Origin of the sequence: Marinobacter sp. NP-4(2019), from assembly GCF_003994855.1 — a bacterium.
Lineage (GTDB): Bacteria > Pseudomonadota > Gammaproteobacteria > Pseudomonadales > Oleiphilaceae > Marinobacter.
This window is the reverse complement of record NZ_CP034142.1, coordinates 129,289-154,703: the sequence shown is the minus strand read 5'-3', so window position 1 is coordinate 154,703 and position 25,415 is coordinate 129,289. Positions and strand designations below refer to the sequence as shown.

22 protein-coding genes are annotated in these 25,415 nt (G+C 58.4%); 9 read left to right on the top strand and 13 right to left on the bottom strand.

What is annotated here, in order from left to right; all coding sequences use genetic code 11:
* The first annotated feature begins 174 nt into the window (after nucleotides 1-174).
* The 4 genes from EHN06_RS00640 to EHN06_RS00625 all read left to right on the top strand — a co-directional run bounded on the left by EHN06_RS00640 (nucleotide 175) and on the right by EHN06_RS00625 (nucleotide 5,058).
* Entirely contained in the window at nucleotides 175-1,080 is a 906-nt protein-coding gene (locus EHN06_RS00640) for a helix-turn-helix transcriptional regulator (protein ID WP_127329231.1), read from the top strand.
* A gap of 9 nt (nucleotides 1,081-1,089) precedes the next feature.
* Complete coding sequence (locus tag EHN06_RS00635; RefSeq protein ID WP_228257370.1) at nucleotides 1,090-2,865, top strand: ExeM/NucH family extracellular endonuclease; 1,776 nt, start codon at nucleotides 1,090-1,092, stop codon at nucleotides 2,863-2,865.
* Nucleotides 2,866-2,974: 109 nt separating this feature from the next.
* A complete protein-coding gene (locus EHN06_RS00630; protein ID WP_127329229.1) occupies nucleotides 2,975-3,862 on the top strand; it encodes an alpha/beta fold hydrolase in 888 nt (295 codons plus the stop codon).
* Between the two features lie 128 nt (nucleotides 3,863-3,990).
* On the top strand, nucleotides 3,991-5,058 hold the full coding sequence (locus EHN06_RS00625) for an AraC family transcriptional regulator (protein ID WP_127329228.1): 1,068 nt from the start codon (nucleotides 3,991-3,993) through the stop codon (nucleotides 5,056-5,058).
* A 17-nt stretch (nucleotides 5,059-5,075) separates the two neighbouring features.
* Here EHN06_RS00625 and queE read toward each other — a convergent pair whose 3' ends face one another.
* Nucleotides 5,076-5,732 (bottom strand): 7-carboxy-7-deazaguanine synthase, encoded by a 657-nt coding sequence (gene queE / locus EHN06_RS00620; protein WP_127329226.1) that lies wholly within the window; start codon nucleotides 5,730-5,732, stop codon nucleotides 5,076-5,078.
* The gene (gene queC / locus EHN06_RS00615; protein WP_127329224.1) at nucleotides 5,732-6,397 is read right to left on the bottom strand and encodes a 7-cyano-7-deazaguanine synthase QueC; all 666 of its coding nucleotides are present in this window, start codon (nucleotides 6,395-6,397) and stop codon (nucleotides 5,732-5,734) included. Before queC ends, queE begins: the two co-directional genes overlap by 1 nt.
* A 158-nt stretch (nucleotides 6,398-6,555) precedes the next feature.
* Here queC and EHN06_RS00610 point away from each other — a divergent pair, with 158 nt between their 5' ends.
* Nucleotides 6,556-7,107 carry a hypothetical protein gene (locus EHN06_RS00610; protein WP_127334292.1) on the top strand — a complete coding sequence of 184 codons (552 nt, stop codon included), beginning with the start codon at nucleotides 6,556-6,558 and terminating at the stop codon, nucleotides 7,105-7,107.
* A gap of 762 nt (nucleotides 7,108-7,869) precedes the next feature.
* Nucleotides 7,870-8,142, top strand: a complete 273-nt coding sequence (locus tag EHN06_RS00600) for a hypothetical protein (RefSeq protein ID WP_127329220.1) — start codon at nucleotides 7,870-7,872, stop codon at nucleotides 8,140-8,142.
* 25 nt (nucleotides 8,143-8,167) lie between these two features.
* Here EHN06_RS00600 and EHN06_RS00595 read toward each other — a convergent pair whose 3' ends face one another.
* From EHN06_RS00595 to EHN06_RS00585, 3 genes are read right to left on the bottom strand one after another with little or no spacing between them, the layout of a single operon-like run.
* The gene (locus EHN06_RS00595) at nucleotides 8,168-8,581 is read right to left on the bottom strand and encodes a response regulator (RefSeq protein ID WP_127329218.1); all 414 of its coding nucleotides are present in this window, start codon (nucleotides 8,579-8,581) and stop codon (nucleotides 8,168-8,170) included.
* A 31-nt stretch (nucleotides 8,582-8,612) separates the two neighbouring features.
* Nucleotides 8,613-9,158 carry a hypothetical protein gene (locus EHN06_RS00590; protein ID WP_127329216.1) on the bottom strand — a complete coding sequence of 182 codons (546 nt, stop codon included), beginning with the start codon at nucleotides 9,156-9,158 and terminating at the stop codon, nucleotides 8,613-8,615.
* A gap of 39 nt (nucleotides 9,159-9,197) precedes the next feature.
* A complete protein-coding gene (locus EHN06_RS00585) occupies nucleotides 9,198-12,707 on the bottom strand; it encodes a response regulator (protein ID WP_416332531.1) in 3,510 nt (1,169 codons plus the stop codon).
* Nucleotides 12,708-12,841: 134 nt separating this feature from the next.
* Here EHN06_RS00585 and EHN06_RS00580 point away from each other — a divergent pair, with 134 nt between their 5' ends.
* The gene (locus tag EHN06_RS00580; protein ID WP_127329212.1) at nucleotides 12,842-13,843 is read left to right on the top strand and encodes a hypothetical protein; all 1,002 of its coding nucleotides are present in this window, start codon (nucleotides 12,842-12,844) and stop codon (nucleotides 13,841-13,843) included.
* Here EHN06_RS00580 and EHN06_RS00575 read toward each other — a convergent pair.
* A complete protein-coding gene (locus EHN06_RS00575) occupies nucleotides 13,837-14,091 on the bottom strand; it encodes a hypothetical protein (protein ID WP_127329210.1) in 255 nt (84 codons plus the stop codon). The two genes, EHN06_RS00580 and EHN06_RS00575, sit on opposite strands and share 7 nt — an antisense overlap.
* A 203-nt stretch (nucleotides 14,092-14,294) precedes the next feature.
* Here EHN06_RS00575 and EHN06_RS00570 point away from each other — a divergent pair, with 203 nt between their 5' ends.
* Complete coding sequence (locus tag EHN06_RS00570; RefSeq protein WP_012138211.1) at nucleotides 14,295-14,639, top strand: hypothetical protein; 345 nt, start codon at nucleotides 14,295-14,297, stop codon at nucleotides 14,637-14,639.
* Between the two features lie 6 nt (nucleotides 14,640-14,645).
* Here the strand turns inward: EHN06_RS00570 and EHN06_RS00565 are convergent, their stop codons facing one another.
* Nucleotides 14,646-15,932 carry a serine hydrolase domain-containing protein gene (locus EHN06_RS00565; RefSeq protein WP_127334291.1) on the bottom strand — a complete coding sequence of 429 codons (1,287 nt, stop codon included), beginning with the start codon at nucleotides 15,930-15,932 and terminating at the stop codon, nucleotides 14,646-14,648.
* A gap of 107 nt (nucleotides 15,933-16,039) precedes the next feature.
* Nucleotides 16,040-17,224, bottom strand: coding sequence for a sensor domain-containing diguanylate cyclase (locus EHN06_RS00560; RefSeq protein ID WP_127329208.1), 1,185 nt, complete (start codon nucleotides 17,222-17,224; stop codon nucleotides 16,040-16,042).
* Between the two features lie 231 nt (nucleotides 17,225-17,455).
* Here EHN06_RS00560 and ybaK point away from each other — a divergent pair, with 231 nt between their 5' ends.
* The gene (gene ybaK / locus EHN06_RS00555) at nucleotides 17,456-17,923 is read left to right on the top strand and encodes a Cys-tRNA(Pro) deacylase (protein WP_127329206.1); all 468 of its coding nucleotides are present in this window, start codon (nucleotides 17,456-17,458) and stop codon (nucleotides 17,921-17,923) included.
* Between the two features lie 67 nt (nucleotides 17,924-17,990).
* On the opposite strand, the gene EHN06_RS00550 is transcribed toward ybaK, so the two are convergent.
* The 5 genes from EHN06_RS00550 to EHN06_RS00530 all read right to left on the bottom strand — a co-directional run bounded on the left by EHN06_RS00550 (nucleotide 17,991) and on the right by EHN06_RS00530 (nucleotide 25,406).
* The gene (locus EHN06_RS00550; protein ID WP_127329204.1) at nucleotides 17,991-20,234 is read right to left on the bottom strand and encodes an NADP-dependent isocitrate dehydrogenase; all 2,244 of its coding nucleotides are present in this window, start codon (nucleotides 20,232-20,234) and stop codon (nucleotides 17,991-17,993) included.
* A gap of 369 nt (nucleotides 20,235-20,603) precedes the next feature.
* Nucleotides 20,604-22,595 carry an acetoacetate--CoA ligase gene (locus EHN06_RS00545; protein ID WP_127329202.1) on the bottom strand — a complete coding sequence of 664 codons (1,992 nt, stop codon included), beginning with the start codon at nucleotides 22,593-22,595 and terminating at the stop codon, nucleotides 20,604-20,606.
* A gap of 16 nt (nucleotides 22,596-22,611) precedes the next feature.
* Nucleotides 22,612-23,391: a 3-hydroxybutyrate dehydrogenase gene (locus tag EHN06_RS00540; RefSeq protein ID WP_127329200.1), complete on the bottom strand. Its 780-nt coding sequence runs from the start codon at nucleotides 23,389-23,391 to the stop codon at nucleotides 22,612-22,614.
* Between the two features lie 12 nt (nucleotides 23,392-23,403).
* Nucleotides 23,404-24,768, bottom strand: a complete 1,365-nt coding sequence (locus EHN06_RS00535) for a TRAP transporter large permease (RefSeq protein ID WP_127329198.1) — start codon at nucleotides 24,766-24,768, stop codon at nucleotides 23,404-23,406.
* Nucleotides 24,768-25,406 (bottom strand): TRAP transporter small permease subunit, encoded by a 639-nt coding sequence (locus EHN06_RS00530; protein WP_127329196.1) that lies wholly within the window; start codon nucleotides 25,404-25,406, stop codon nucleotides 24,768-24,770. Before EHN06_RS00530 ends, EHN06_RS00535 begins: the two co-directional genes overlap by 1 nt.
* Nucleotides 25,407-25,415: the final 9 nt, after the last annotated feature.

The window sequence follows — 25,415 nt, the reverse complement described above, 5'->3', positions numbered from 1 at the left end:
TACTAAGCACTTCCCGCAACCGTTCCACTGCGTGGCATTACAGCCAGCCATATCCTCCGAGCATGCAGCATGGCTGTCTTTGACATTGTTTTACATTAAGGTGACGTAACAGAACTGACCGCACGGAGCGGGTAACATTATCCGAGCTATTCACTAGACCCGTGAGCGCCTGTTATGAAAAAAACGGACTGGCCCATCCGGTGGGATCTGCTGCTTCGCTACCGCCTGATTGAGATAATTGCCCTGTGGGAAGGACGGCTGACAACCAACCATATCTGTCACAGCTTCGGCATCGGTCGGCAGCAGGCCTCCAAGGATATCAACACCTATCTGCGGGAGCTGGCTCCCGATAATCTGGTTTACGACCGCCACCTGAAAGGCTATGTACCGGCTGAAGACTTCAGCCCGGTCGTCACTCGCGGCCACGCCAATGAGTATCTGGACCTGCTGGCCCGACAGGAACACCTGAGCGATACCTTCGAAACACTGAACATTAATCTTCCGGACAGTACCGTCGTGCAGGGCCCCCACCGGGTGGTTCAACCGGGTGTCATGCGCGCCGTGGTCACCGCGACCCGGCACGGACGCCAACTGAAAACCGGCTATGCCTCACTGGCGCAGCCAGGCATCAGTCAGCGCACCCTGGAACCTCACACCCTGGTCTGCGTTGGCCACAACTGGCACCTGCGTGCCTGGTGCGAAACCACCGGGGAGTTCAGCGATTTTGCCCTGAGCCGGTTCCGCGGCGAGCCGGAAGCGGTTCGTCTGCGGTCTCGTCGCACGGTCCATCACGATGACGAATGGAATCGCCAACTGACGCTGGTACTGACACCAGACAGCCGCCTTAGCAAGGAACGCCAGGACATCATTGCCACCGACTACGGCATGGCCAACCACCGCCTGGAACTGACCACCCGTGCGGCACTCGCTCCCTATGTCCTGTCGCGACTGGGGGTTGCGATGGATACGCCACACCCGGACCCACTGGTTCAGCAACTGGAGCTGGCCAACCCGGAAGACGTGGGCCGCGGCACCCTTCACCAGCAAAAAACCGTGAAAGCGGTGGCGGGGCTTTGCTAGAATCGGCCGGTGAAATCACATGCCACCGATTACCTGACCACACTACTTACTTTACTGATGCTCTGGCTCCCGGCCGGAGCAATCGCTGACACCTGTGGCTCACCCGCAACGGCCATTTCGCAAGTTCAGGGCTCCCAGGCCCGATCCCCACTGGTCGGCCAACAGGTGACCGTTGAGGGCGTCGTTACCCTGGATTCCCGCCACCGGGGTGGATTTCGCGGTTTTTATCTGCAACAGGCCGACGGCGAAACGGATGGCGACCCGACCACCTCAGAGGGCCTGTTCGTCTATACCAACCGAAAAACCGGGCGGGTCGGCCACCGGGTGCGGGTACGGGGCAGGATCAAGGAATTCCACGGCTTGACGGAGCTGACCGATATTCGGTTGCTGAAAGATTGTGGTAAAGCCACGCTGCCGGCACCCGCCTCCGTTCGTCTGCCCTGGCCCGGCGCCCGTGCCCCGGAACACCTGGAAAACATGCGCGTGGCCGTCGCTGCCCCTCTCACTGTCATCGATAATTACAACCTCGCCCGCTATGGCGAACTGACCCTGGCCAACGCCCCCCAAAGCATACCGACCAACATCATGCCCCCCGGTTCCGAAGCCGTCCAACTGCAGGAACGTCAGCAATTACACCGGCTGTTACTGGACGACAATCACGGCGTCCGTTACCCCGAGCCACCCCCGTGGCCAACCCCCGCGCTGGCGGCAAACAACACCGTTCGCGCCGGCGATACGGTCAGTGCTCTGGACGGCGTGCTCGATTACCGTTTTGGCGCCTGGCGCCTCCAACCGATAAGCCGGCCCCACTTCCACACGGATAACCACCGACCGGCCGCCCCTGAACGGGCAACGGGGGCAAACCTCAGAGTGGTGACCCTGAACCTGGAGAACTACTTCAACGGCGATGGACAGGGTGGTGGATTCCCCACGCCACGAGGGGCCAAAACACCCGAACAGTTCGAGCAGCAGAACCGTCGTCTGGCGGCAACCCTGACTGCCCCCGATCCGGATATTGTCGCTGTCGCGGAACTGGAAAACGACGGGCACGATAAAGACAGCGCCATGGCGGCGCTGGCGCGGGCACTCGGGCCCGACTGGCGTCCGGTGGTTTCCGGCGATTCCTCCGGCAACGACGTCATTCAGACCGGCTTATTCTACCGTGCGGACCGGGTAGAACCCTTGGGTCAGGCCCACAGGCTGAATGCCGGCCCTTACCGCAACCTCGGGCGGCGCCCGCTGGCGCAGGCCTTTCGGCCACGGGGGCTGGCGGCCAGTGTGCGGATTATTGTCCCTCACCTGAAATCCAAGGCCTGTCGCGGTGCCAACGGCGCCGAACGTGACCAGGGCGATGGCCAGGGTTGCTACAATCAGCGCCGGACCAACGCGGCCCGGGCGCTGGTGCAATGGGCGGACAGCTTGCCCGACATGCCAGGCCTGGCTGGCACACTCATCACCGGCGACCTGAACAGTTATGCACGGGAAGAGCCATTGACGGTCTTTCGTAACGCCGGCTACGACAGCATGGTGCACCGGTTCCACCCTTGCGGTAGCACCTCCACCGGCTGTCCGCACGCGACCTATCGCTACAAAGGCCGCCATGGCAGCCTGGACTACGCGCTGGCCTCGGAAACCCTGGCAGCAAGAGTCATCGGTGCCTGGAGCTGGCCCGTCAATGCCGGAGAACCAGGGGCCCTGGGGTATCAGGGTTCCGTACAGGTCCCCGAAGCCTTTCCCTGGCGGTCCTCCGACCACAACCCGGTAATAACCGATCTCGCTCTCTGAACCCCCGTTCCGCAATTGCTCGGCTGCCGGCAGAAGCTGGCGGCAAGGCCAACGTCCATCCATGCCATAACGGTACACTGGCTCTATCCCATGGCATCGGAATACAACAATGAAAGTACCTACCCCGAATCTCTGGCCCCTCGCCCGCACCGGTCAACGCTGGATGCTCCAGGCGAAACGCAAGGAAGTCATGATCGATGGGCACCGTATGATCTACCTGGAGCGCGGCACACCGGCGCCCGACAAACCCACGGTGCTGCTGATCCACGGTTTCGCGGCGATGAAAGAGAACTGGGCATTCTGGCTGCAGAAACTGCCCCGGGACTGGCACATTCTGGCACCCGACCTCCCGGGACTGGGCGAGAGTGACTACCGATCCGATGCCAGTTACCGCTACGAAGCCCAGGCATTGAGGCTGAGGGACTGGCTGGCCGACTTCCCCTTGGACAATATACACATCGCTGGCAGCTCAATGGGCGGTGCCATCGCCGCCATTCTTGCTCACCGCATGGAACCCGCACCCCGCTCCGTGACACTGCTCAACAGCGCCGGTATACCGGAACACGCCGATGTGGATATCGATGCGCCGTTCGAATCCGACCGTGACGACATCCTGATCCCCAGAGACTGGTCTGGCGTCTATCGTATGTTCAACAGCGTCGGCAACGGCAAGCCCACGGCCATGGGCATCGCAATGACCGGCCTGCTAGGCCCGGACCTGCTGCAACGCAGTGACGCGCTACGGCATATATTTGACGACATGCTGGCCGATGCACTGGCACCGGCCCGCTACCTGGGTAAAGACACACCACCACTGCAGGTGCAATGGGGCGACCGCGACGTGATTACCCCCACCTGTTGCGTTGACTGGTTCCGCACCGTCACGCCGGAAGCCGATATCCACGTGTTCCGGGGCGTCGGGCACCTCCCCATGCTGGAAAACCCCGGGCACTCGGCAGCCACCCTGGCCGATTTCGTTTGCCGTCACCAACGCTGATTGGCCTGTATGGCCTCTTGACCCGTCACTGAAGTCATGGGGCTGAGCCAGGGTAACGGTCATAATCGTGGCTAAATGTCGTTCCCTTACCCTTACATAACAAAAACAGCATAAAACGAGGAAAAACCATGCGCGCCTCAGTATCGACTGTTCAGGATCTGGGCATGCCGGCCATATACCTGCACTTGCTGGCAGAGCTCCTCAACTCCATAGGTGTTGATGAACGGGCCCTTCTTTTGCGAGTCGGTCTCGACCCGGCCCGCCTGAAATCCATGGAACTGCGAGTCAGTCAGGCCCAGGCCAGCGAGTTTGTTACCCGGGCCATTATTGAAAGCGGTGAGCCCGGACTGGGCATCATGCTCGCCCGGGAGCTGAAACTGCCTTTGCACGGTGCTCTCGGGACTGCGGTGATGAGCAGTCGTTCGCTGAACGAAGCGCTGGAACTGATGACCCGTTATCTCACCCTGCGAGCACCCCATCTGGAGGTGTCCCGCCGCGAGGAAGGTGGCAACGTACTGTTCAATGTCTCCTGTGGTGTCGACCTCGGGCCGCTATACGGATTCATTATGGACGCCATGCTGTTCGGCTGCGTCTCCATGGGCATCCAACTGACCGGTTCCCCGGTACCCGGCGCCGCCATTCTCCGCCGTGGGCCGGAACCGACCTATTTCCAACGCTTCCGCCAGCACATCCCGGTTCCGGTACGGTACGAAGCCCGCGAGGACGCCCTTCTCATCCCACGGACTCACCTGAGCCTGCCAGTGCGTTTCAGTGACGCCCAGCTCTCCGCCTCTTCCCGCGCCAAATGTGAGGAAGCGCTGAAGCAGCTGACCGAAGATGCCGGTTTTGCCTGCCGGGTACGGCGTGTGATCGAAACCAGCCACCCGTTCCCGCCCAAGCTGGCCAGGGTAGCGGCCACCCTGTTCGTCTCCGAACGCACATTGAAACGACGACTGCAGGAAGAGAACGCCAGTTTCCAGAACCTGGTGGATCATGTTCGCCTGGAACGCGCGGGGGAGCTGCTGAAGAACACCGGCATGAACCTGAGCCAGATTGCAGATGTACTGGGTTATGTCGACGCCGCCAACTTCACCCGTGCCTTCAAGCGCTGGACCGGCACCAGCCCAAGTCACTATCGCAGCCAGGCTCTGCAGCCGGTCAAGCCCCGGACTCCGTCCATGAGAGCAACGGCGTAAATCAGGAACGGTCGGCGTCAGTCGATGCCGACAATCTTGTGCATCTGCAATGTCAGCCGCCACTGGGGATGGGCCAGGCAATACTCGGTTGCCTTGCGGGTGTTGCTTTGCTTTAACGGGTCTACCCCGGTTTCTGGGGCCGATGGGGAGGCCATGGGCGACAGGAAATAATGCCGTGCCTGAATGTGCAGAAACCGTTCGGGCAGGGCCTTGGGCTGGGGGTAGACCAGTTTCAGTTCATCACACCGGTCAATAACCACCGGCGCATCGGCTTTCGGGCTGACACACAACCAGTCAATTCCCTCAGGCGCCGGCAGTGTGCCGTTGGTTTCCACGCCGATTTCAAGGCCCTGAGCATGAAAGGCCGTTATCAGATCGGTATCCAGCTGTAGCAAAGGCTCGCCCCCGGTACACACCACATAGGGCCGTCCGGGTGCATCCGGCCAGAGGCTGCGAATATGGCGAGCTAACGCCTCGGCGGTGTCAAACTTTCCGCCGTTCTGGCCATCGGTCCCGACGAAATCCGTGTCGCAGAAATCACAAACAGATCCGGAGCGATCCTTTTCCCGGCCAGTCCACAGGTTGCACTTGCTGAATCGACAAAAAACCGCGGCCCGTCCGGCCTGGGCACCTTCCCCCTGCAAGGTATAAAACGCTTCCTTGACCCTGTACATCAGGCTTCATCCTCATATGGCAGCGGATCCACCAGGCCGTGGGCGGCAAAGGCTTCACGACGTTCCACACAGGAACCACAACGACCGCAAGCCTTGTCCCGACCGTTGTAGCAGGTCCAGGTCTGGCCATAGTCCAGGTTCAGCTTCAGTCCTTCCGCCAGAATCTCTGATTTGTCCATGGCCATGAACGGCGCTTCAATGGCGACCGGCTCGTAGTTCGCCACCCGACATACCGCATCCATCTTTTCCACGAATTCCGGGCGACAATCGGGGTAGATGGCGTGATCTCCGCCATGGGCCCCATACCAGACTGCACCGGCCCCGGCAGTAACCGCATAACCGGTGGCCAGCGACAGCAGGATCATGTTGCGATTGGGCACCACCGTCGCCTTCATGGACTCTTCTTCGTAGTGACCTTCCGGAACCTCAACATCGGCAGTCAGCGCCGACCCGGCCATGACCTCTCCTAGGGCACGAATGTCGATCACCTTATGGGGGATACCCGCGTCATCACAGACCTTACGCGCACACTCCAGCTCACGGACATGGCGCTGGCCATAATCGAAGGACAGGGCATGAACCTGGTAACCACGGGCACGGGCAAGGTGCAACAAGGTGAACGAGTCCATGCCTCCGGAATAGATCACAACAACAGTTTCAGACATCAGCGTTTCCCGGTCATACTCCCGACAACCGCTTGGTTGTCATCGGGGTTTTACATTCGATGAGCATATTGTAACAGTGGAATGACACGATGGGTTCGCGTCTGAACAAAGGGGCGGGTAAACTCAAATCAAAGCACATCAATAAAAAATCAGAGAAAATGAACTCCGAGACTAGGCCAGCATTTATCGATTTCGAGGCATCCAGCCTCGACCTTATTGCCAGTTACCCGATTGAAGTGGGTATCTGCCTGCCCGATGGGCAACTGCACAGCTGGCTGATTCGTCCCCATGTACTGTGGCAGGATTGGTCAGACAGTGCCGAGCAGATACACGGCATTGGCAGAGAAACCCTGCAGACCGAGGGCAGGCCGGTCACGGAAGTGGCAAACAGTCTCAACGAGCTGCTTCCCGATCAGGTCTTCTGTGATGCCTGGACGTTTGACAGCTTCTGGCTGCATCGCCTGTTCCGGGTCGCCGGCGTCCAGCCGTCCTTTCAGCTGGAGTCCATATCCATGTTACTGAACCCGGCCCAGGTCAGGCACTGGTCCACGGTCCGCCAGGAAGTCATCAACCAGTTGGGCCTGCCGGTTCACCGGGCCGCTAATGACGCATTGATCCTGCACCGGACCTGGGAGCATATCAGTCTGAATGCCGGCGAACTGCAATTACTTCCAGACCATCACGCAGGGTATTCAGGGTCCAGTACGTAACCAGGGCCATCAGGCCCGCCCCTATCACGGTAAACGTGAGGTTATCCCCCACCACCTGTCCTTCCGCAAAGGCCATATACACAACAAGTGCGGCAACAAGGAACATTTCCACGAGTACGTGTGAACGGAATTTTTCTCTGGCAGATCCTGATTCGTCAGGCATTTTCTTAGGTTTCAACCTCTGAATATCTGTTGAAATGAATGATTGGTTAGCAAGCACATTATCGACAAAACAGAGGGATAATTCTGTACGAACTAGCGGCTACGGATTAACCACTATCCAAAAAAAACGCAGCCCTGAGGGCTGCGTCGAAAGGAGAGATCCAAATGGTGTTCCACCACAATAAGATGGACAACACCAAGGACTGCACAACGTAAAACACGTGACGGGCGGAATTATGGTTCGTTTTCACAAAACCGTCTGTAGGGGTTTGCCGAAGCGCTTTGCCTCTTGCAAACCCGCCGGCAGGCTATACACTGATCAATGTACCGAAACCGTTAATACCCGGTTGATGAGTGCCCAGAGCACCGCCGGAAAAGAGCGAGAAACCATGCGACACATCATCCGACATTTCATTGCTTACACGGGCACGTGCTGCCATGCCGGCCAGTGTGTACTCGCTATGGTGAAAGACAGCTAAAGGCTTTCGGTCAGTCCCGGGAGCCATTCGAGCGACCGGGCCAATCTCTCCGCCAGACCCCGGTTGCGCCAAGGCACCGGGGTTTTTGTTTTTGCAGCCGCAAAACGACAAGGAGAACATCATGAGAAGACATCCGACAACACGTGCAGCAAACCAGCCAGCCGGCACCCGCCAGGGCGCGATCAAGCGTCCTGACAAGCTGCCGCTGCTGGATGCCATCTGCAAGAAACTGAATCAACGCGTCAATCTGGATGACGAACAGCGGGTGCTTGGACTTTACGAACGAGGCTGGATCTTCAATGGCGTCCTGGGCAACCTGGACGGCGCGGAAGCCCGATACGTGAGGGCACTGGCAACCCGCTACAACTCCTGGATTGCCCGTCAGGTGGCATGATCCACCGAATCAGGGTCCGGGCCGCTCAATGTTTTCGGCCCAGGCCCTGAATCACTGCCAGGTCACCACTGTGAACCATGGCGTAATTGTTCACCACGTCATGTATCTTTTCCTGGGAGTAGGGCTTTACCACATACCCGTTGGCCCCGGCACTGATGGCCCCCTGAATGCTGTCAATGGAGTCATCGGCGGTCACCAACACAACATGCTGGCTATCCTTCAGGCCCTTGAACTCCTTCATCAAATCGTGGCCGTTGCCATCCGGCAATCCCAGATCCAACAGAACGATCTGGAACTCAGCGGCATCGAAAGCCGCCCGCGCACTCGCCACATCCCATGCGGATTCAACCGCAGTGGCACCGGCATTGAACAGCATCTGCACCAACCGCTCCCGCATCACGGGCTCGTCTTCAACCACCAATACTCTGAGCTTATTCATCGCTATTCTCCTTGGACTCCCGGGGAGCGACTCATGGCGTGTCACTGCCAGAACGACGCGGAATCGCCAGTGGTTCATGACCGGTGGACCGGTCGGCCGCACCATGAAGGCCACCCGCGCGGCCCGTCTCAGTATCGCCGGACTCCTGCCGGGTCAGGATGTTGCTGATACTGACAGCCGTGGTATAGAGGGAAATCGCGATGATCAGCAGGACCGGCTGCACGAACGCGACAAACTCCGGCACCTCACTGTCACCGACGATGCTCAGCATCAGGATTATGGCAGGGCCGAGCACCACAAACAGGGTCAACGCTATAAAAAACACGATGCGCTCCTTGAAGCGCCCGAGATCCCGGTTACTGACCAGGCCCAGAACAAACTTCCCGATCGCCAATCCCGCCAGAATCGCAGCCGCAATGCTCAGGTCCGGACGCATAAGGATATCGGCCAGGTTACCGTCCCACAGTCGCTGCATGGTGATGACGAGGAACGGAAACAGGACAAACAGGATATCCGCGTAAGTACCGTACATCATGCTCAGGGAGTGTTGCTCACTTCGTTGCTGACTGTCACTCATGGTCCGGTTTCCGTTGTTGTGAATCTTGCCCGATCGTTATCATGTTCGCACTTTCCGGTCCGCCAGGGCACGCTCAATCATCTCATCAAGCCGTGCCAGTTCGCTGCGAATACCATTCCAGTCCGGCTCCCCACTGCTCAGGCAGTCCTCAAGAACCCCCGCCTGGATCGTCATCATCGGATAACCCATTGCCCCCGCCGTACCCTTTATCTGGTGGGCTTCCACCTTCAAGGTTACCATGTCCCTCCTGGTCAGGGCTGTGGCCATACGCTGCTGACGTTCCTGCAGCCCGCACAGGAACTGTACAACCAAGTCGTGGATCTCACCATCCTCGCCGGTTTCGGAAAAACTTTCACCACCTTCTCCACGGCTACCCAGGGTTCGCTCCAGTAACGCCAACAAATGGTCCTTGTCGATGGGTTTGTTCAGGGCCCCATCACAGCCAGCGTTTTGCAGCGCTTCTATTTCCTGCTGGTCACCGGCGGTAAACGCAATAATGGGTCGCCGAAATCCGGTTTTCCGTAACATGCGGGTGGCTTCCACCCCATCCAGACCCGGCATGTGACGATCCATCAGCACCAGCCGGACGGATTCCGACAGGGCCACGCGCACCGCCTCGTCACCACAGGTAACGGTAATGACCTCCAGGCCCAGACGGCGCAACATGCGCTCGACCAGCCGGCGGTTATCATCACTGTCCTCCGCCACCAGCACCTTCCCCCGATATTGGTCCGACTGCCCTTTCAGGTAACGTGCCAACACCTCATAGAACCGCTGCTTATCAATCGGCTTGGCGAGATGTTCGTTGCAACCGGCGGCCAGGTAGTCGGCGATATCCTCCGCCATGACATTCGCCGTCAGCGCAACAACCGGGGTGTTGATCCCGGCCTCCCGCAGGGCTGCCGTCGCATCACGGCCATTCATCACGGGCATCTGGATGTCCATGAGGATCACATCGAAAGGTTCCCGGCTTGCCATTTCCAACGCTTCCGCGCCGTTGCTGACATGCACGATGTCGGCCCCGGTGCGGCTAACCAGCAGGGATACCAGTCGGCGATTGACGTCGTTGTCTTCCACACACAGGATGCGACCAGCCAATCGTGGCGCCTCAACCCTCGCCAGACTGCGACGCCGTTCGCCGAGTTCCGAAGCGGCGCGCAGGAAGTGGGTATCATCCAGCGCCCCGGTGGCAATAGAGACCTCGAACTGACTCCCCTCGCCGTAGGTGCTGCTGACGGTAATATCGCCCCCGAGCATCTCTGCCAACCGGCGTGAGATGCTCAACCCCAACCCGGTGCCACCATACTGTCGTGCAATGGCGGCACTGCCCTGGGCAAAGGGGTCAAACAGGCGCTCCAGTTGCTCGGGCTTCATCCCAATGCCCGAGTCCACTACCCGGGCAACCAACTGCTCACGTTGTTGATCACAACGCACTATCAGGGAAATAGAGCCATTTTCCGTGAATTTCAGGGCATTTCCACACAGATTTATAATAATCTGACGAAACCGCGTGGGATCGGTACGAATGGTTTCCGGTAATGGAAACTCACAGGTAATCTGGAATTCCAGCCCTTTCTCCCGGGCCCTGGGCGCGAAAAAGGCACGAATTTCTTCTAATAGCTCGGGCAGATTGACAGAAGCGATCTCCACATCCAGCTTGTTGGCGTCGATCTTCGAGTGATCAAGGATGTCGTTCACCAGATCCAACAGGTGGCGACCGCTGCGTACCACGGTTTCGGCACTGCTACGCCTTTCCTGCTCGGACAGATCCGTGTCCAGCAGGGTTTCGCCATATCCGATGATCGCCGCCAACGGTGTGCGGATCTCGTGGCTCATATTGGCAAGGAACTGACTCTTGGCCTCCGCAGAATTACGGGCCAGCTCCTTTTCCAGCCGTTCCTGCTCCCGCTCCCGCTCAATACGCTGGCGTTGATGACGCTCGGTGGCGTCGATACAGGTACCTTCCAGGTGAGCCGGTCGTCCATCGGCATCGTACACCGTGTGCAGGGAGATCGTGGCCCAGCGCTCGCTGCCGGAATGGGTGTAATAACGGGCCTCGATGCCCTTCACCATGCCCCGGGCTTCCAGTTGCTCAACCACGCGCCTGCGGGTCCGGGCGTCCGCAAAGCAGGCCTCCAATACGTCCGGATTATCGTCGAGCAGCTCCCGGCTGCTGCTGTACCCCATCAGTGTTGCCATCGCCGGATTCGCTGTAATGAACCGCCTGTCCAGCGACATCTGGAATACGCCTTCTATCGCGTTATCAAACAGCGATTGGTACCGGCTCAGGTTCGCCAGCGCACGCTCATTCCAGCCCAGCGCCTCACCCTGAACCTGCTTGATACGATCCGCCAGCGCAAATGAGAACAGGATGATCTGGGCCATCAGACCAATCTGGGGGGAGTATGAAGTAAACATATTCACCGGCAGGTGCCCCATTACCATCAGGGCGTAGATTCCGATACCCAACAGCGCCGCAGTCCAGGCGAAAAAGTAGGAACGGGCCGCCGGGTTGTAGTAACGCCAGGACAGGTAGCTGACCAGAATCATCAGGATACTGAGTATGAAGGACCCAAGAACGATCCACTCCATGGCAACGTGATAGGGCAGGAACAGCGACAGGACAAATGTGACAACGACCGAGTACAGGCACAGCCGTATCACCTGATCCAGATCCTTTGAACGCTCCCTGGTTTCCAGCAACGACCGCGCCATCAACAGGCTCCAGAACCAGATCATCAGGATCAGATAAGGCAGGTACGCCTTGTTCAGGAGCGCCGGTCGCTCGTTAAACAGCTGAGTGCCATGGACCTGCTCAGTGGCGATGAAGACCATGGCCGATACCAGATAGAGAACGTAATAGATGTTGCTACGCTCCCGCACTGACACCGCAACGAACAGGTTGTAGGCCAGGATGGCGAGGATACTGCCAAGCAGGATACCTCGCACCACCTCGTCCACCGACACTTTCTCGATGTAGCTGTCGGGGCGCCAAAGCGAAATGGGGAGGCGAAACGTATTGGTATTGGTGATTCGCAGGTAGATCCGGGTAGCACTGCCAGGTTCAAGCGACAGCCTGAACGTCGGGTTGGGAACCGCCAGATCGCGGGAGGACCAGTCCCCCTCGTAGCCGGCACGACGTTGCTCGACCACGTCGCCGTCCCGCACTACATAAAGCACCACCTCATCCACCAGGGGTAATGCCAGTTCCAGTATCCAGTCCGAAAGGGCAGCACCGGCCCCCACACGCAGGTCAAACCTGACCCAGTAAGCGGATTCGGTGTAGCCAAAGTTCAGCACGCCACCTTCGTGGCGGGTAAAAGGATGGGCGGCTTCATCAATGACATCGTTGATGCCGAGGGAGTGGTCCGGATCCTCCAGAAACCAGACACAATTACCCAGGTCCCGAACACTGCTGGTGCCACCGGTGAGCACAATGTCACCATTCTGGCACGGTTCACTGGCGGTAGCGAAAGAAGAAAAACACAGTATCAACAGGATAGGGATCACTGTGATCAAACGACGGATCAGACGTTGCCGTTGCTGCAAAATGTGATCTCCGCGAGGGTAGACACCTGATTTATGGTTTATTGTCAGCAGTCGGACCGGAGCCGGGCATTCCCGCTCCGCAGACCGTCACTTTAGCGCTTAATCACCTTCTTCGCACCCTGGGGCCGAAAGAAATGAGACACTCCTGCTTTTTCGCAGTGACTGCCACGATCACCCTGGGCTTGTCGGGGTGCGGTCCTGACAGCTCCGGCGACGATGGCTACCTCAATCCGGCGACGGACGTGGACCTGCCCCTGACGACTTTCCGGCTCCAGGATACCGAGGGACTGGCACCGGTCCTGCAATACACTATATTCAGGGATTTCTATCGTGGCATCCAGCCCGCCACTGACGGTGAAGATGCCGGCATTGCGCAAGCGCTGCGTGAGCATTTGAATCCCTTCCTTGGCGCCACGCCCGGCGAAGATGGCACCGACTATACCAGCGTGCGGAATCCCCTTGACCTGATCAACGAGGTGATTCGCTCCGGGATCGTCGACAATTTCAATGAGGGCCGTCAGCTCATGCGGGACAGTGTCAACAAGGATGAGGCCGCAAGCTACAACACGCCGGCCAATGATGCACTGATCCGCTTTACCGAAAGTGACAGTGACAGCGATGTGCCCGCTGCGGATCGCACCTGGATATACCCCATGCTGGACTGGACCAACACCCCCAACCTCGGCAAGATTTTCCGGGCAACACAGTATGTTGCCAGACAACCCGCCGAAGGTGAGGAAAACCCGGCAGAGCTGGCCAGCGCGTCCTGGAGCGGTCGCTACGACGCGAGCTCCTTCGGCACCAGCGGATTCAATCAGCCGGAATTTGCCGCCGCAAGCCTGGCCGGCCGTACCCGGGGGAATGTGGAGTTACTGCAGGAATTCATTGGCACCCAACGGGATACGCTGACACTGACCCAGGCCCGCGGCATCGTCATTCGAGGCGAGGAGCCCGACTGCATCAGGGTGGTATTGAACTATTACGATCAGCGGGTTCAGGTATTCACATCAAAGGACGAGCCGCCAACATTGGAGGACAACGGAGAGCGCACGGCCAACCCGGATCATTGTGGCAACCAGCAAAACGGCGAGGAAGCCGAAAGCTATCACAGCATCGCTATCGCGCACCGTCAGTAACCGTTACCGTCCCTCAGCCCCCAGCTCTTCAGGAAGCCTTTTTTTCGGTCCAGCATCCGTTCATAGGTGGAAATCATGATCGCCGCATGGGGTGCCCTGACAAGACGCAGCGTTTCGATACGATGTTCAAGGCGCTTCACCTCGGAACTGACCTGCTCCCGCACATGGGTCCGCACACTATCATGGTGGTCCAGCTTGACCACGCGCTTGTCATCTTCCCCTGGCGGGGAGTGAGGATTGTTGTCCATCACACATCTCTTCCATTGAGTGGTGGTTTTCCGTAACGCACATTGGAATTTTGCACAACTGTCAGACAGAACTCAATAACAATGAATTTAGTTTCACATCTCCTTTAGGACAGGTAATGACCTTCCTGCGCAACGGGCAGGCATTGACCTGCTATAGTTTCGGGGAACCATGCAGAAACTCACCAATCGAATGGGCGCCATCCATGAGTCAGACTTCCGTTGCCGACACCCTGAGGGAATACCTCTCGTTACTTGAGCTTCTGGACGACGCGTACTGGGAAGCCAGTAACATCCAGCACAAGGACATGCTGTATGACATCATCAGCATATTCAGTCAGGAAGTGGCGGAGATCAATAAACTCAGTGTCATGGATCACCATTACCCGTACGAAGTCATCACCGAAGGCATCCGTCGGGTAGTGCCCAAGCTCGAAAGGCTGGATGAGTATCGGGAAGATGTGATCCAGCGAACCCAGACACTGACCGACTTCCGCGACATCCTGTCGTCAGTGCTGGGGATACTGGAAGAACAGTTACGTACGCTCTGAACTGCCTCAAGCTGCGACCAGTGGCCGCTGATCTTCGGGAATCAGCGGGAAACGGTCACACACGGTATAGACAAATTTCACCAGCGCAGGCAGGTGATGGCCGACAATGGGAATGCCGGTGTTCAGCAGGCTCACGGAAATATCCCGGCCAGCATCGGCCCAGCATAGTTTGTTGATCAGCCCAATGTGGCCAAACGCGTAGCGGCTTTGCTGCCCCCACAACCCGACCGGGTTACCGCCCAACATCATACCGGCACTGAACCGCATCGGGATCATCATGGTGCGATCAATCTGAAGGGAGCCGAACTGCTGAATGGAACGGCGAATGGTCATCTCGCTGCATATACGTTTACCGTTCCAGACTCCCCCGTTCAACATCATCTGGAAGAAACGGCCCATCTCCTCGGCGGTGCCACAGAGATTCCCCGCTGGAATCACCGCCTCCTGGAAACGGGGATCATTGACAGCTTGCTCGATGGTATGAATGTCGCCGCCCAGAGCCCTGCTCACAATCCAGGACACCGGGAATCTCGGCGTTGGGCCGGTGGCGTAGTTGGTGGCCAGGTCATTGACGTTGTCCGCTGAAATTCCGTAGGTGAACCAGCGCATGCCCATCGGCTGGCGCAGGTGGCGGTCCAGGAAATTCTCAATAGTGTCACCAGTGACCTTTTCCAGCACGCGCTGCAATACAAACCCGCCGGTAATGGCATGATAGGCCACTTTGGAACCATCGACCTCCACCGGCTTGGCATCGCACAAAATCCTCCAGATTTCGTCTCGGTCCCACAGTGCATCGATCGGTGTTTCCCTGGGGATGGCGGGTATCCCGCCGCGATGGGAGAGGATCTGGTGCACGGTGATGGTTCGCTTACCATTGGCGGCAAACTCGGGACAGTAATAGGACACTGGATCCATCAGGTTCACCAATCCCTGCTCCGAAAGCATATGCATTAACAGCGCGGTCACCGCTTTCGAGGCCGAGAAATAGCAGATGGGCGTATCCGTGGTCATCGGTACCTGAACGGCGTTGGCCGGTTCATGGGGACCGTTACCGGAGGCATGCCCGATCGCGCGGTGCAATATCTGTTCACCACGGTGGCGCACCGATAACTGGAGACCAGGGTGAACACCGGTACGGTACAGTCGTTCTGCGCTCGCCCAGATATCTTCCACCAGCTGAGGGTCCACGCCGACAGCGTCCGGATTTTCTCCGTTTGAGTCCCTGTAGGTAATGGCGGAAAGATCCTTGGGTACCTGGCAGGTATGCAGTGCACGACGGGCAATTCGATTCATCATAAGCCTTGGGTTCAGGTTGTTTAATTTTATGATCAACGCTGACCCCAGCCGGAACATTGGCCGGAGGGCCGGTGGCAGCAATGTCACTCTTTCCACCGCAACAGTCAGGAATTATGGGCCTCGGCAGGTGCAGACGCCACAACCACACAATTACGACCGGACTGCTTGGCCCGATACATCGCCTTGTCGGCAGCCGCGCATAACGACTCCGGAGTCCTGCCATGTTGTGGGAATACCGAGATACCAATACTGATGGTCAACGGAACAGATTCACCGGTATCCAATGGTATCGGAGTTTCGTAGACCCTTTGGCGCAAACGCTCCGCGGCCTCATAGGCCTCTTCAACCCCCATTTCCGGCAACAGGATCACGAATTCCTCACCGCCAAACCGCCCGACGGAATCCACGGTGCGGATACCCTCAAGCAGAAGATGGCTGACATTTCTCAATACCGCATCACCGGCCGCATGACCGAAACTGTCGTTGATGTCCTTGAAATGGTCGAAATCAATCCATAGCAACGCCAGATCCCGATTATAGCGCGTGGCACGGGCAACCTCCTCTTCCAGCAAGTGCGTCATTTCGCGACGGTTATTCAGACCGGTCAAGGGATCGCGGATTGCCAGTTCAGACAGCTCTTCTTCAAGTGCCTTGCGATCGGAAATGTCGAGTATAATGCCTTCAAGCACCAACTCTCCGTCATCATCGACCCCCCGGCCACGCTCCCAGACCCAGAGGGTCTGGCCGTCCTTGCGCCGCAATGCATACTCGATGGAGAAAGGCTCGTCTTTCGCCACCGCGGTTTCCACTTCACGACTCACTACATCGTTGGATTCAGCGTCAATCAGGCTGGCGTAACTGGTAACCCGGTTGTTCACCAATTCATCCGGGGCATACCCGGTCAGGTCCTGACAGCCCTCGGAGACAAAGAGCATGGTCCAGTGTTCGTCAAACCGACAGCGATAGGCCATACCCGGCAGGTTACCCATCAACACTGCCATCTGCCTTTCCCGCTGACGCAACGCCTCGCGCTGATCCTGTTGAAGTTTGATTAAGCTGCAGTCTCTCCGGAATTGTGTCAGCAACACGGCAAACAACACCGCTCCCGTTACCAGCACAAACAATAACCCCTTCCAGGTCTGAACACGGCTTAGCATCCGGGTGTCTGAAAACCAGGCCTCAGCAACGGCGTCCGAAAAAGTAATCCAGAGCCACCCCGCACACAGGTACACCAACACAATGCAGACTGTTCGCTGCAACGGCCTGTACCGGTTCTTCTGGTCCCTCATGGGCAGCTATCCTGATAATTGATGGCCGGCGGGCACATCCTTTAACCCGCCGGGAAGCGTGATACCCATTGAAAATAGTCATTCTCGGCCAGTTAGTCGAGCACCGGTTACAAGTGCTGAGAAAACACTCGGTTGCATACGGGGTCAGGGACTCTGGTCTTCCCGACCACGGTCATGGGAAGATTTGCAGAGTTTCACCCGTTCACCGAATAGTGGAGCCCGACCCGAGCCATGACGCCAGGCATCAACGCAGCAAAAAAAGCAAAAATCAGTCACCGGATTCACCAATACGAGCATGATTCCGCAGCCGAATCGTTCGGTACTGAAGCGGCAGAGAAAATAGGCGCAGACCCTTCAAGAGTCTTCAAAACCCTCGTGGTTGCGATCGATGGCAAAGACCTGGCGGTTGGCGTCGTTCCTGTCGACTCCATGCTGAGCATGAAGCTGGTTGCCAAAGCCGCTGGCGGCAAGAAAGCCGTGATGGCGGACAAACAGGACGTTCAGCGCAGCACCGGTTACGTCCTTGGCGGCGTCAGTCCACTGGGCCAGAAAAAACGGCTCAGAACCTTTATTGATGACTCTGCCCGGAGTTTCGACACCATCTTCGTCAGCGCCGGTCGCCGTGGTCTGGAAATCGAACTGTCACCCGAAGACCTGGCCAAACTCACCGCAGCACGGTTCGCACCCTTGCAGGCCTAGCGTGAAAGCCGGGCACAAAAAAACCGGGCAGCCTCGCAGCTGCCCGGTTTCGCTTCCAGCCTTGCCGTTACTTCACAGAATCGCGGGCTTCCGCCAGAATCCTGTTCAGGGTTTCGCTCGGCTGCATCACCGCACAGACTTTATCCGCCGGCGGGTGGTAGTAACCACCGATATCCGCAGGATGACCCTGGATCACACTCATTTCTTCCAGGATCTTGTCCTTGTTCTCTTCCAGCTGTTTGGACAGTTTGCTGAAGAACTCCTTCAGCTCCTTGTCACTGTCCTGCTTCGACAGCTCTTCCGCCCAGTATCGAGCCAGGTGGAAGTGGGAACCACGGTTGTCCAGCTCGCCGGTCACGCGGGACGGAGACTGGTTGTTCTCCAGCAGGCGCTCGGTGGCCTTGTCCAGAGTCTGCCCCAGCAGGCGCGCACGCTCGTTGCCATGCTTTTCACCCAGTTCGTCCAGGGAAACCGCGATCGCCAGGAATTCACCCAGTGAATCCCAGCGCAGGTGGTTTTCCTCCAGCAGCTGCTGCACGTGCTTCGGTGCGGAACCGCCAGCACCGGTCTCGTACAGGCCACCGCCGTTCAGCAGCGGGACAATGGACAGCATCTTGGCGCTGGTGCCCAGCTCCAGGATCGGGAACAGGTCGGTGAGGTAATCACGCAGCACGTTACCGGTGACGGAAATGGTATCCAGACCGCGAATCAGGCGTTCCATGGTCCAGCGAATGGCGCGAACCGGAGACATGATACGGATATCCAGACCCTCGGTGTCGTGGTCTTTCAGGTACGCCTGGACCTTCTTGATCAACTGGGCATCATGGGCACGCTCGTCGTCCAGCCAGAACACCGCCGGCATGCCGGTAGCACGGGCACGGTTAACGGCCAGCTTGACCCAGTCACGGATCGGCAGATCCTTGGTCTGGCAGGCACGCCAGATATCACCTTTCTCGACCTTGTGTTCGGTCAGCACGGTGCCATCTTCGGCAACCACGCGTACCACACCGTCATCCTTCATTTCGAAGGTCTTGTCGTGGGAGCCGTATTCTTCCGCCTTTTGAGCCATCAGACCGACGTTCGGCACGGTGCCCATGGTGGTTGGATCGAACGCACCGTGGGTCTTACAGAAGTTGATCACTTCCTGATAGATGGTGGCGTAGGTGGACTCGGGCATCACCGCCTTGGTGTCCTTGAGCTTGCCGTCACGGGCCCACATCTTGCCGGAGTTACGGATCATCGCCGGCATGGAGGCGTCAACAATGACGTCGCTCGGCACGTGCAGGTTGGTAATACCTTTCACCGAGTCGACCATGGCGATTTCCGGGCGATGCTCGTAGCATGCGTGCAGGTCTTCCTGAATCTGTTCCTGCTTGGATTCCGGCAGTTGCTTGATCTTCTCAATGACGGAAGACAGGCCGTTGTTCGGGTTAACGCCGATTTCGTCAAAAAGGTCGCCGTACTTGTCGAACAGTTCCTTGTAGAAAACCTTCACCGCGTGACCAAAGACGATCGGGTGGGAGATTTTCATCATGGTGGCTTTCACGTGCAGGGAGAACATGACGCCGGTCTTTTCGCAGTCTGCAATGGCATCCTCGAAGAACTTGATCAGCGCTTTCTTGCTCATGAACATGCCATCGAGCACTTCGCCTTCCTGCAGCGGCAGGTCAGCCTTCAGTACGGTCTGTTCGCCCTTGCTGTTCTCGAACACGATGCGGGCATTGGTGGCCTTGTCCAGAGTCACGGACTGTTCGCTGGAGTAGAAATCACCGCCGCGCATGTGGGCTACGTGGGTGCGGGAAGCCGGGCTCCACTCACCCATGGAATGGGGGTGTTTACGGGCAAACGCCTTGACTGCGGTCGGCGCACGGCGGTCGGAGTTACCTTCCCGCAGCACCGGGTTAACGGCACTGCCGAGTACCTTGGCGTAGCGGGCCTGAGCTTCTTTCTCTTCCTCGGTCTCAGGGTGTTCCTTGTACTCGGGAACCTTGTAACCCTGCTCGTTCAGTTCCTTGATGGCTGCGCGCAACTGTGGGATGGAGGCAGAAATGTTGGGCAGCTTGATGATGTTGGCGTCCGGATCTTTGGTGTACTCACCCAGCTCCGCCAGGGCATCGGGAACCCGCTGATCTTCTTCCAGGTAATCCGGAAACCCTGCCAGAATACGCGCCGCCAGGGAGATGTCGCTGGTTTCGAATTCGATGCCGGCCGGCTTGGCATAGGTTTCAAGGATGGGTAGAAGTGAGCGTGTGGCGAGGGCTGGTGCCTCGTCGGTCAGGGTGTAGACAATCTTGGCTTTCGATGTTGTCATTTTCGTCCTCAGGCTAGAGTGTGAGTTCAGGACGGTCATGGCGGGGTCAGGTGTCTTGTGAACGCCCAACCTGAGCAATGACTGATACGGGAACTTTTGATAGGGCTACTAAGATACCATTTTTTCGTGGATTTTGGGTACGATCTTAGTATAACAACGGACTAAAAATGCGCTAAAACCTGTTACAGGGTGATGAAAAGGCAGGATTTTACGAAACTTTCGGACATTGGGTTTGGGATTTGGGGGCTCGGAGGATGGCCGGGGGAGTCTCCCAAAAACGGAAAGCGTGGCTTCCCTGACTGTTTCTGGGAGACTCCCCCGGCCATCCTCCTTGATATGCCTCGGGCAATTCTGTCCCTGAACCTACGGTTACCCCTTCGGCAGCAAATTCGCCTCTGCCAAACATTCGCGGATCTGATCCAGCGCCTCCGGGTTGGCCAACGCATCGCGGTTGTCGCTGCGGGCGGAGCCGTTGATCAGCCTCGCGACGGCCAGTTCCACTTTCTTGCCGCTGCGAGTGTAGGGGATATCCGGCACGGTGATCACGTGCTTGGGCACGTGTCTCGGGCTGGCGCCTTCGCGAATGCGGGTTTTCAGGCGCTTGACCAGGTCTTCTCCGAGTTGTTGTCCGTCAGCCGATACCACCAGCAGCACCACTTCCACATCGCCGTCGATCTGGCGACCGATGACCAGGCTGTCCTTCACTGCCGCTTCGGTTTCCACCTGACGGTAGATTTCCGCGGTGCCGATTCTTACGCCGCCCGGGTTCAGGGTGGCGTCGGAGCGGCCGTAGATGATGGCGCCGCCATGCTCAGTAAATTCGATGAAGTCACCGTGGGCCCAGACGCCCGGGAAGGTGTTGAAGTAGGCATCGCGGTATCGCTCGCCCTCCGGGTCTTGCCAGAAACATACGGGCATGGAGGGCAGCGGCTGGCGGCAGACCAGTTCGCCGCGGCCTTCGCTGACCGGTTTGCCGTCGTCGCCGTAGGCCACGGCGTCAACACCGAGGAAGCGGCACTGAATTTCGCCACGGCGCACCGGCAGCAGCGGAGTGGAACCAACGAAACAGCCGCAGATGTCGGTGCCGCCGGCGATGGAACCCAGCAGTACGCCGGGGGCGCCGTCGCTGTAGACCCAGTCGTAGTCTTCCGGTAACAGCGGCGAGCCGGTGGAGAACAGTACCCGCAGGGCGCTTAGATCGAGGGTTTGGGCAGGCCTGAGTTCAGCCTTGCGGCAGCCGGCCAGGAAGCGGGCGCTGGTGCCGAAATGGGTGACTTTTTCGTTGGCCACGGTGTCCCACAGGAAGTTCAGATCCGGGTAGCCGGGAGAGCCATCCACAGTGATCACTGCCGCGCCGGTCAACAGGGCGGAGGCCTGCCAGTTCCACATCATCCAACCGCAGGTGGTGAAGTAGAGGAAACGGTCTTGCGGACCGACATCGCCGTGGAGCATCAGTTCCTTGGCGTGGTTGACCAGCAGGCCCGCGGCGCCATGGACGATGCACTTGGGTTTGCCGGTGGTCCCGGAGGAATACAGGATGTAGACCGGGTGATCCGGTGGCAGCGGCGTGAAGGAAGGCGCCTTGCCGACACCGAAGGTGAGCGCGTCTTCCCAGGTGGTGACGCGCTCACCGTCGATGGGGGCCTGATCCGGCAGCTGCTGAACGCTGACCACGCACTTCAATGTTGGCAGGCCGGCAATCAGTTCGGCGAAATCCTGCTGACGGGCAAACACCTTGCCGCCGTAGCCGTAACCGTTCACCACAATCAGCGCGGAGGGTTCGATCTGGCCGAAGCGGTCGAGGATCGCGCCGACGCCGAAATCGGGCGACGCGGAACTCCAGATGGCCCCCAGGCTGGTGGCCGCCAGCATGCCGACCAGGGCTTCGTAGCCGTTGGTGACCACGCCGGCCACGCGATCGCCCTGCTGAATGCCCCGATCCCGCAGGAAGGCCTCGAGGGCGCCGGTGTCTGCCTTCAGTTCGGCGTAGCTGCGGCGCAGCACCGGTCGGGTCTCACAATAGGTAACAACCGCTTCGCTATCGGCCTGGTCGCCGTCGGCCAGGCGCAGCAGGTTGGCGGCGAAGTTCACTTTCATGCCGGGGAACCACTCGGCCCCCGGCATGGTGCGGCTGCCCAGCACCTGTTCCGCCGGCCTGTCGCTGATCAGGCCACAATAGTCCCAGACTTTCGCCCAGAAGGTGTCCAGCTCGTCGATAGACCACCGATGCAGAGCGTGGTAATCGGCGAAAGGCCCGAAGCCCTGCTCTTCCAGCCACGTCTTGAAGCGGGCCATCTGGCAGTTGGTCAGGGTGTCTTCCGAGGGAGACCAGACTACCGGTGATTGTTCTGTGTTGCTCATCCGTCTCTCCTGTTGATTACTGCATGTGCCAGCCGTGGCTGACCACAATGGATTGACCGGTCAGCGCTGCGGACGGGAAGGCAGCCAGGTGAACGGCCAGTTCGGATACGTCCTCGAGGGTCGTGAACTGCCCGTCCACGGTATTTTTCAGCATCACCTTGCTGATCACCTCTTCCTCGGATATACCCAGTTCCTTTGCCTGTTCCGGGATCTGTTTGTCCACCAGAGGTGTCCGGACAAAGCCCGGGCAGATGATGTTACTGCGCACGCCGTGCTCGGCACCTTCCTTGGCAACCGCACGGCACAGGCCGAGCATACCGTGTTTGGCGGCCACATAGGGTGCTTTCAGGGGGGACGCCTCCAGTGAATGCACCGACCCCATATACAGCATGGTCCCCCCGCCGGAGGCATACATGTGTTGCAGGGCGGCACGGGTGACCAGGAACGCACCGTCCAGGTGGACACTCATGACCTTGCTCCAGTTCGCGAAAGCCAGCTTGTGCACCGGGTCGATATGCTGGACACCGGCGTTGGCCAGGGCAATGTCCAGACCACCCCATTGCTCGACAATGGCGGCTACACCATCATCAACCGCCTGTTCATTGGTGACGTCCATCGCCAGGGCCATCGCGGTACCGCCGCTGGCCTCTATCGCCTGTACGGTGTCGCGGGCGCTCTCCAGGGTCAGGTCGGCAACCGCGACCTTTGCACCCTCACGCCCATAGTGTTCGGCAATCGCCCGACCGATGCCGCGGCCAGCACCAGTAACCAGCGCAATCCGGTTTTCCAGACGCATGATATTTTCTCCTTAATTGTAAGCCACGCTCGGCAACCAGGTCGCAATTTCGGGCACCACGAAGACAATCGCCAGTCCGACCAGTTGAATGATGATGAAGGGTATAACCCCCTTGTAGATGTCTATCACCTTGATTTCCGGCGGCGCGACACCTTTGATATAAAACAGGGCGAAGCCTACCGGTGGCGTCAGGAACGACGTCTGCAGGCACATGGCAAAGAGGATGGTGAACCACACCAGATCAAAACCCAGCGTTTGGACCACCGGCGCCACCAGCGGCAGGATGATAAGGGTAATCTCAACCCAGTCCAGGAAGAAACCGAGCAGGAAAACCCCGAACAGGATAGTCAGTACCACGCCGTAGGGGCCGAAGGGCAGGCCCAGCAGCGCGTCTTCGATTACCTGGTCGCCGCCCAGGCCCCGCAGTACCACAGAGAATGCTGTCGCACCCAGGAAAATCGCAAAGATGAAGGCAGAAGTACGAGTGGTCTGTTGCAACGATGAGTTGAGCACCTTCAGGTTCAGGCGTCTTGCCATCAGGGCCAGTAACAGAGCGCCCAGGGCACCAACGCCGGAAGCCTCCGTGGGCGTGGCTATACCGGCAAAGATGGAACCAAGCACACCCAGAATCAACGCAGCCGTGGGCACCACTGCCTTGGCCACTTCCCAGACAATACCCCAGGATACCTTCAGAGTACCTTCAGGCACCGGCGCAATGTGGGGCTGCAACAGGGGACGGATAATGGCATAGGCCACGTACATGGCGCCCAGCATTAAACCGGGGAAGAAGGCGCCCATAAACAGATCGCCCACCGATGCCTCTGGTACCGCCAGCCGGTCTGCCATCAGCACCAGCATAATGGATGGGGGAATCAGGATCCCCAGGGTGCCGGTGGCACAGGCAGTGCCCACGGCAAACCCCTTGTCGTACTTGTTTTCCATCATCACGGGCAATGACAGCATACCCAGAAGTACCACGGACGCACCGATAATGCCGGTGGTGGCTGCCAGCAGCACACCGATAACGATCACTGTGACCGCATAGCCACCGCGAACCGCGCCAAAGAGCTTTACCATGGCGTTCATCAGTCGCTCGGCGACACCGGACTGGTCAAGCATGATGCCCATGAAGATAAACATGGGCAGAGCCACCAGGGTCTCGCTGTTTACAACTTTCCATATCCGCTCAGGCACCAGCCCCATGGAGGAGGGATAATCGAACCATAAATTGGCACCAAAATTTTCAACGGCCACCACACCGACAACCGTCCAGATGACCGCAGTGCCACCCAACACCCAGGCCACCGGAAAACCGGTCATCAACAATGCCCCAAACGTCAGGAACATGCCGATTACAAATAGGGTTTCAAGCTCCATCAGGACGCATCCTCTTTCTTGTTATTTCCGGACTCGATCCGGATTGGCTTTGGAAAGCCGAAAAGCAGGGCAGTGACTTTCAGCAGGCGGGATAGGGCAGCCAGAATCAGCAGGACAAAAGACAATGCCAGAATGCTCTTGAGAATCCAGCGGTGTGGAAGCCCGGCGGGTGCCTGGCTGGTCTCGCCCTGTTGCCAGGAACTGAAGGCGTAGGGAACCATTTCGTATACTGCCAGCCCGAGAAACGGTAACAACAGGAATACCAGACCGAACAGTTCAATCCAGGCCTGACCTCCGAGGGACAGGCGTTCATGGAGTACATCCACCCTCACATGATCATCCGTCACCAGCGTGTAGCCCAGCCCCAGTAACCAGCCTGCACCGGCCAGGTGCCACTGGACCTCTTCCAGCGTCACCGAACCAAGGCCAAAGGCATAGCGGCCCACCACGGCATAGATGATCACGCCGGTGACCACAACCCAGAGCCAGGAGGCACTCTTGCCTATTGCAGAAATCACAGCGTCCAAAACCTGGCTGAGCCAAGTTGTCGGAAACTCCGTGTGATGATGAATAAATTGACCGGCGTCCGACACCGATGGCCGCACATCGGGCGGTGAGTCTTTATCAGACACTGCCATACAACAGTT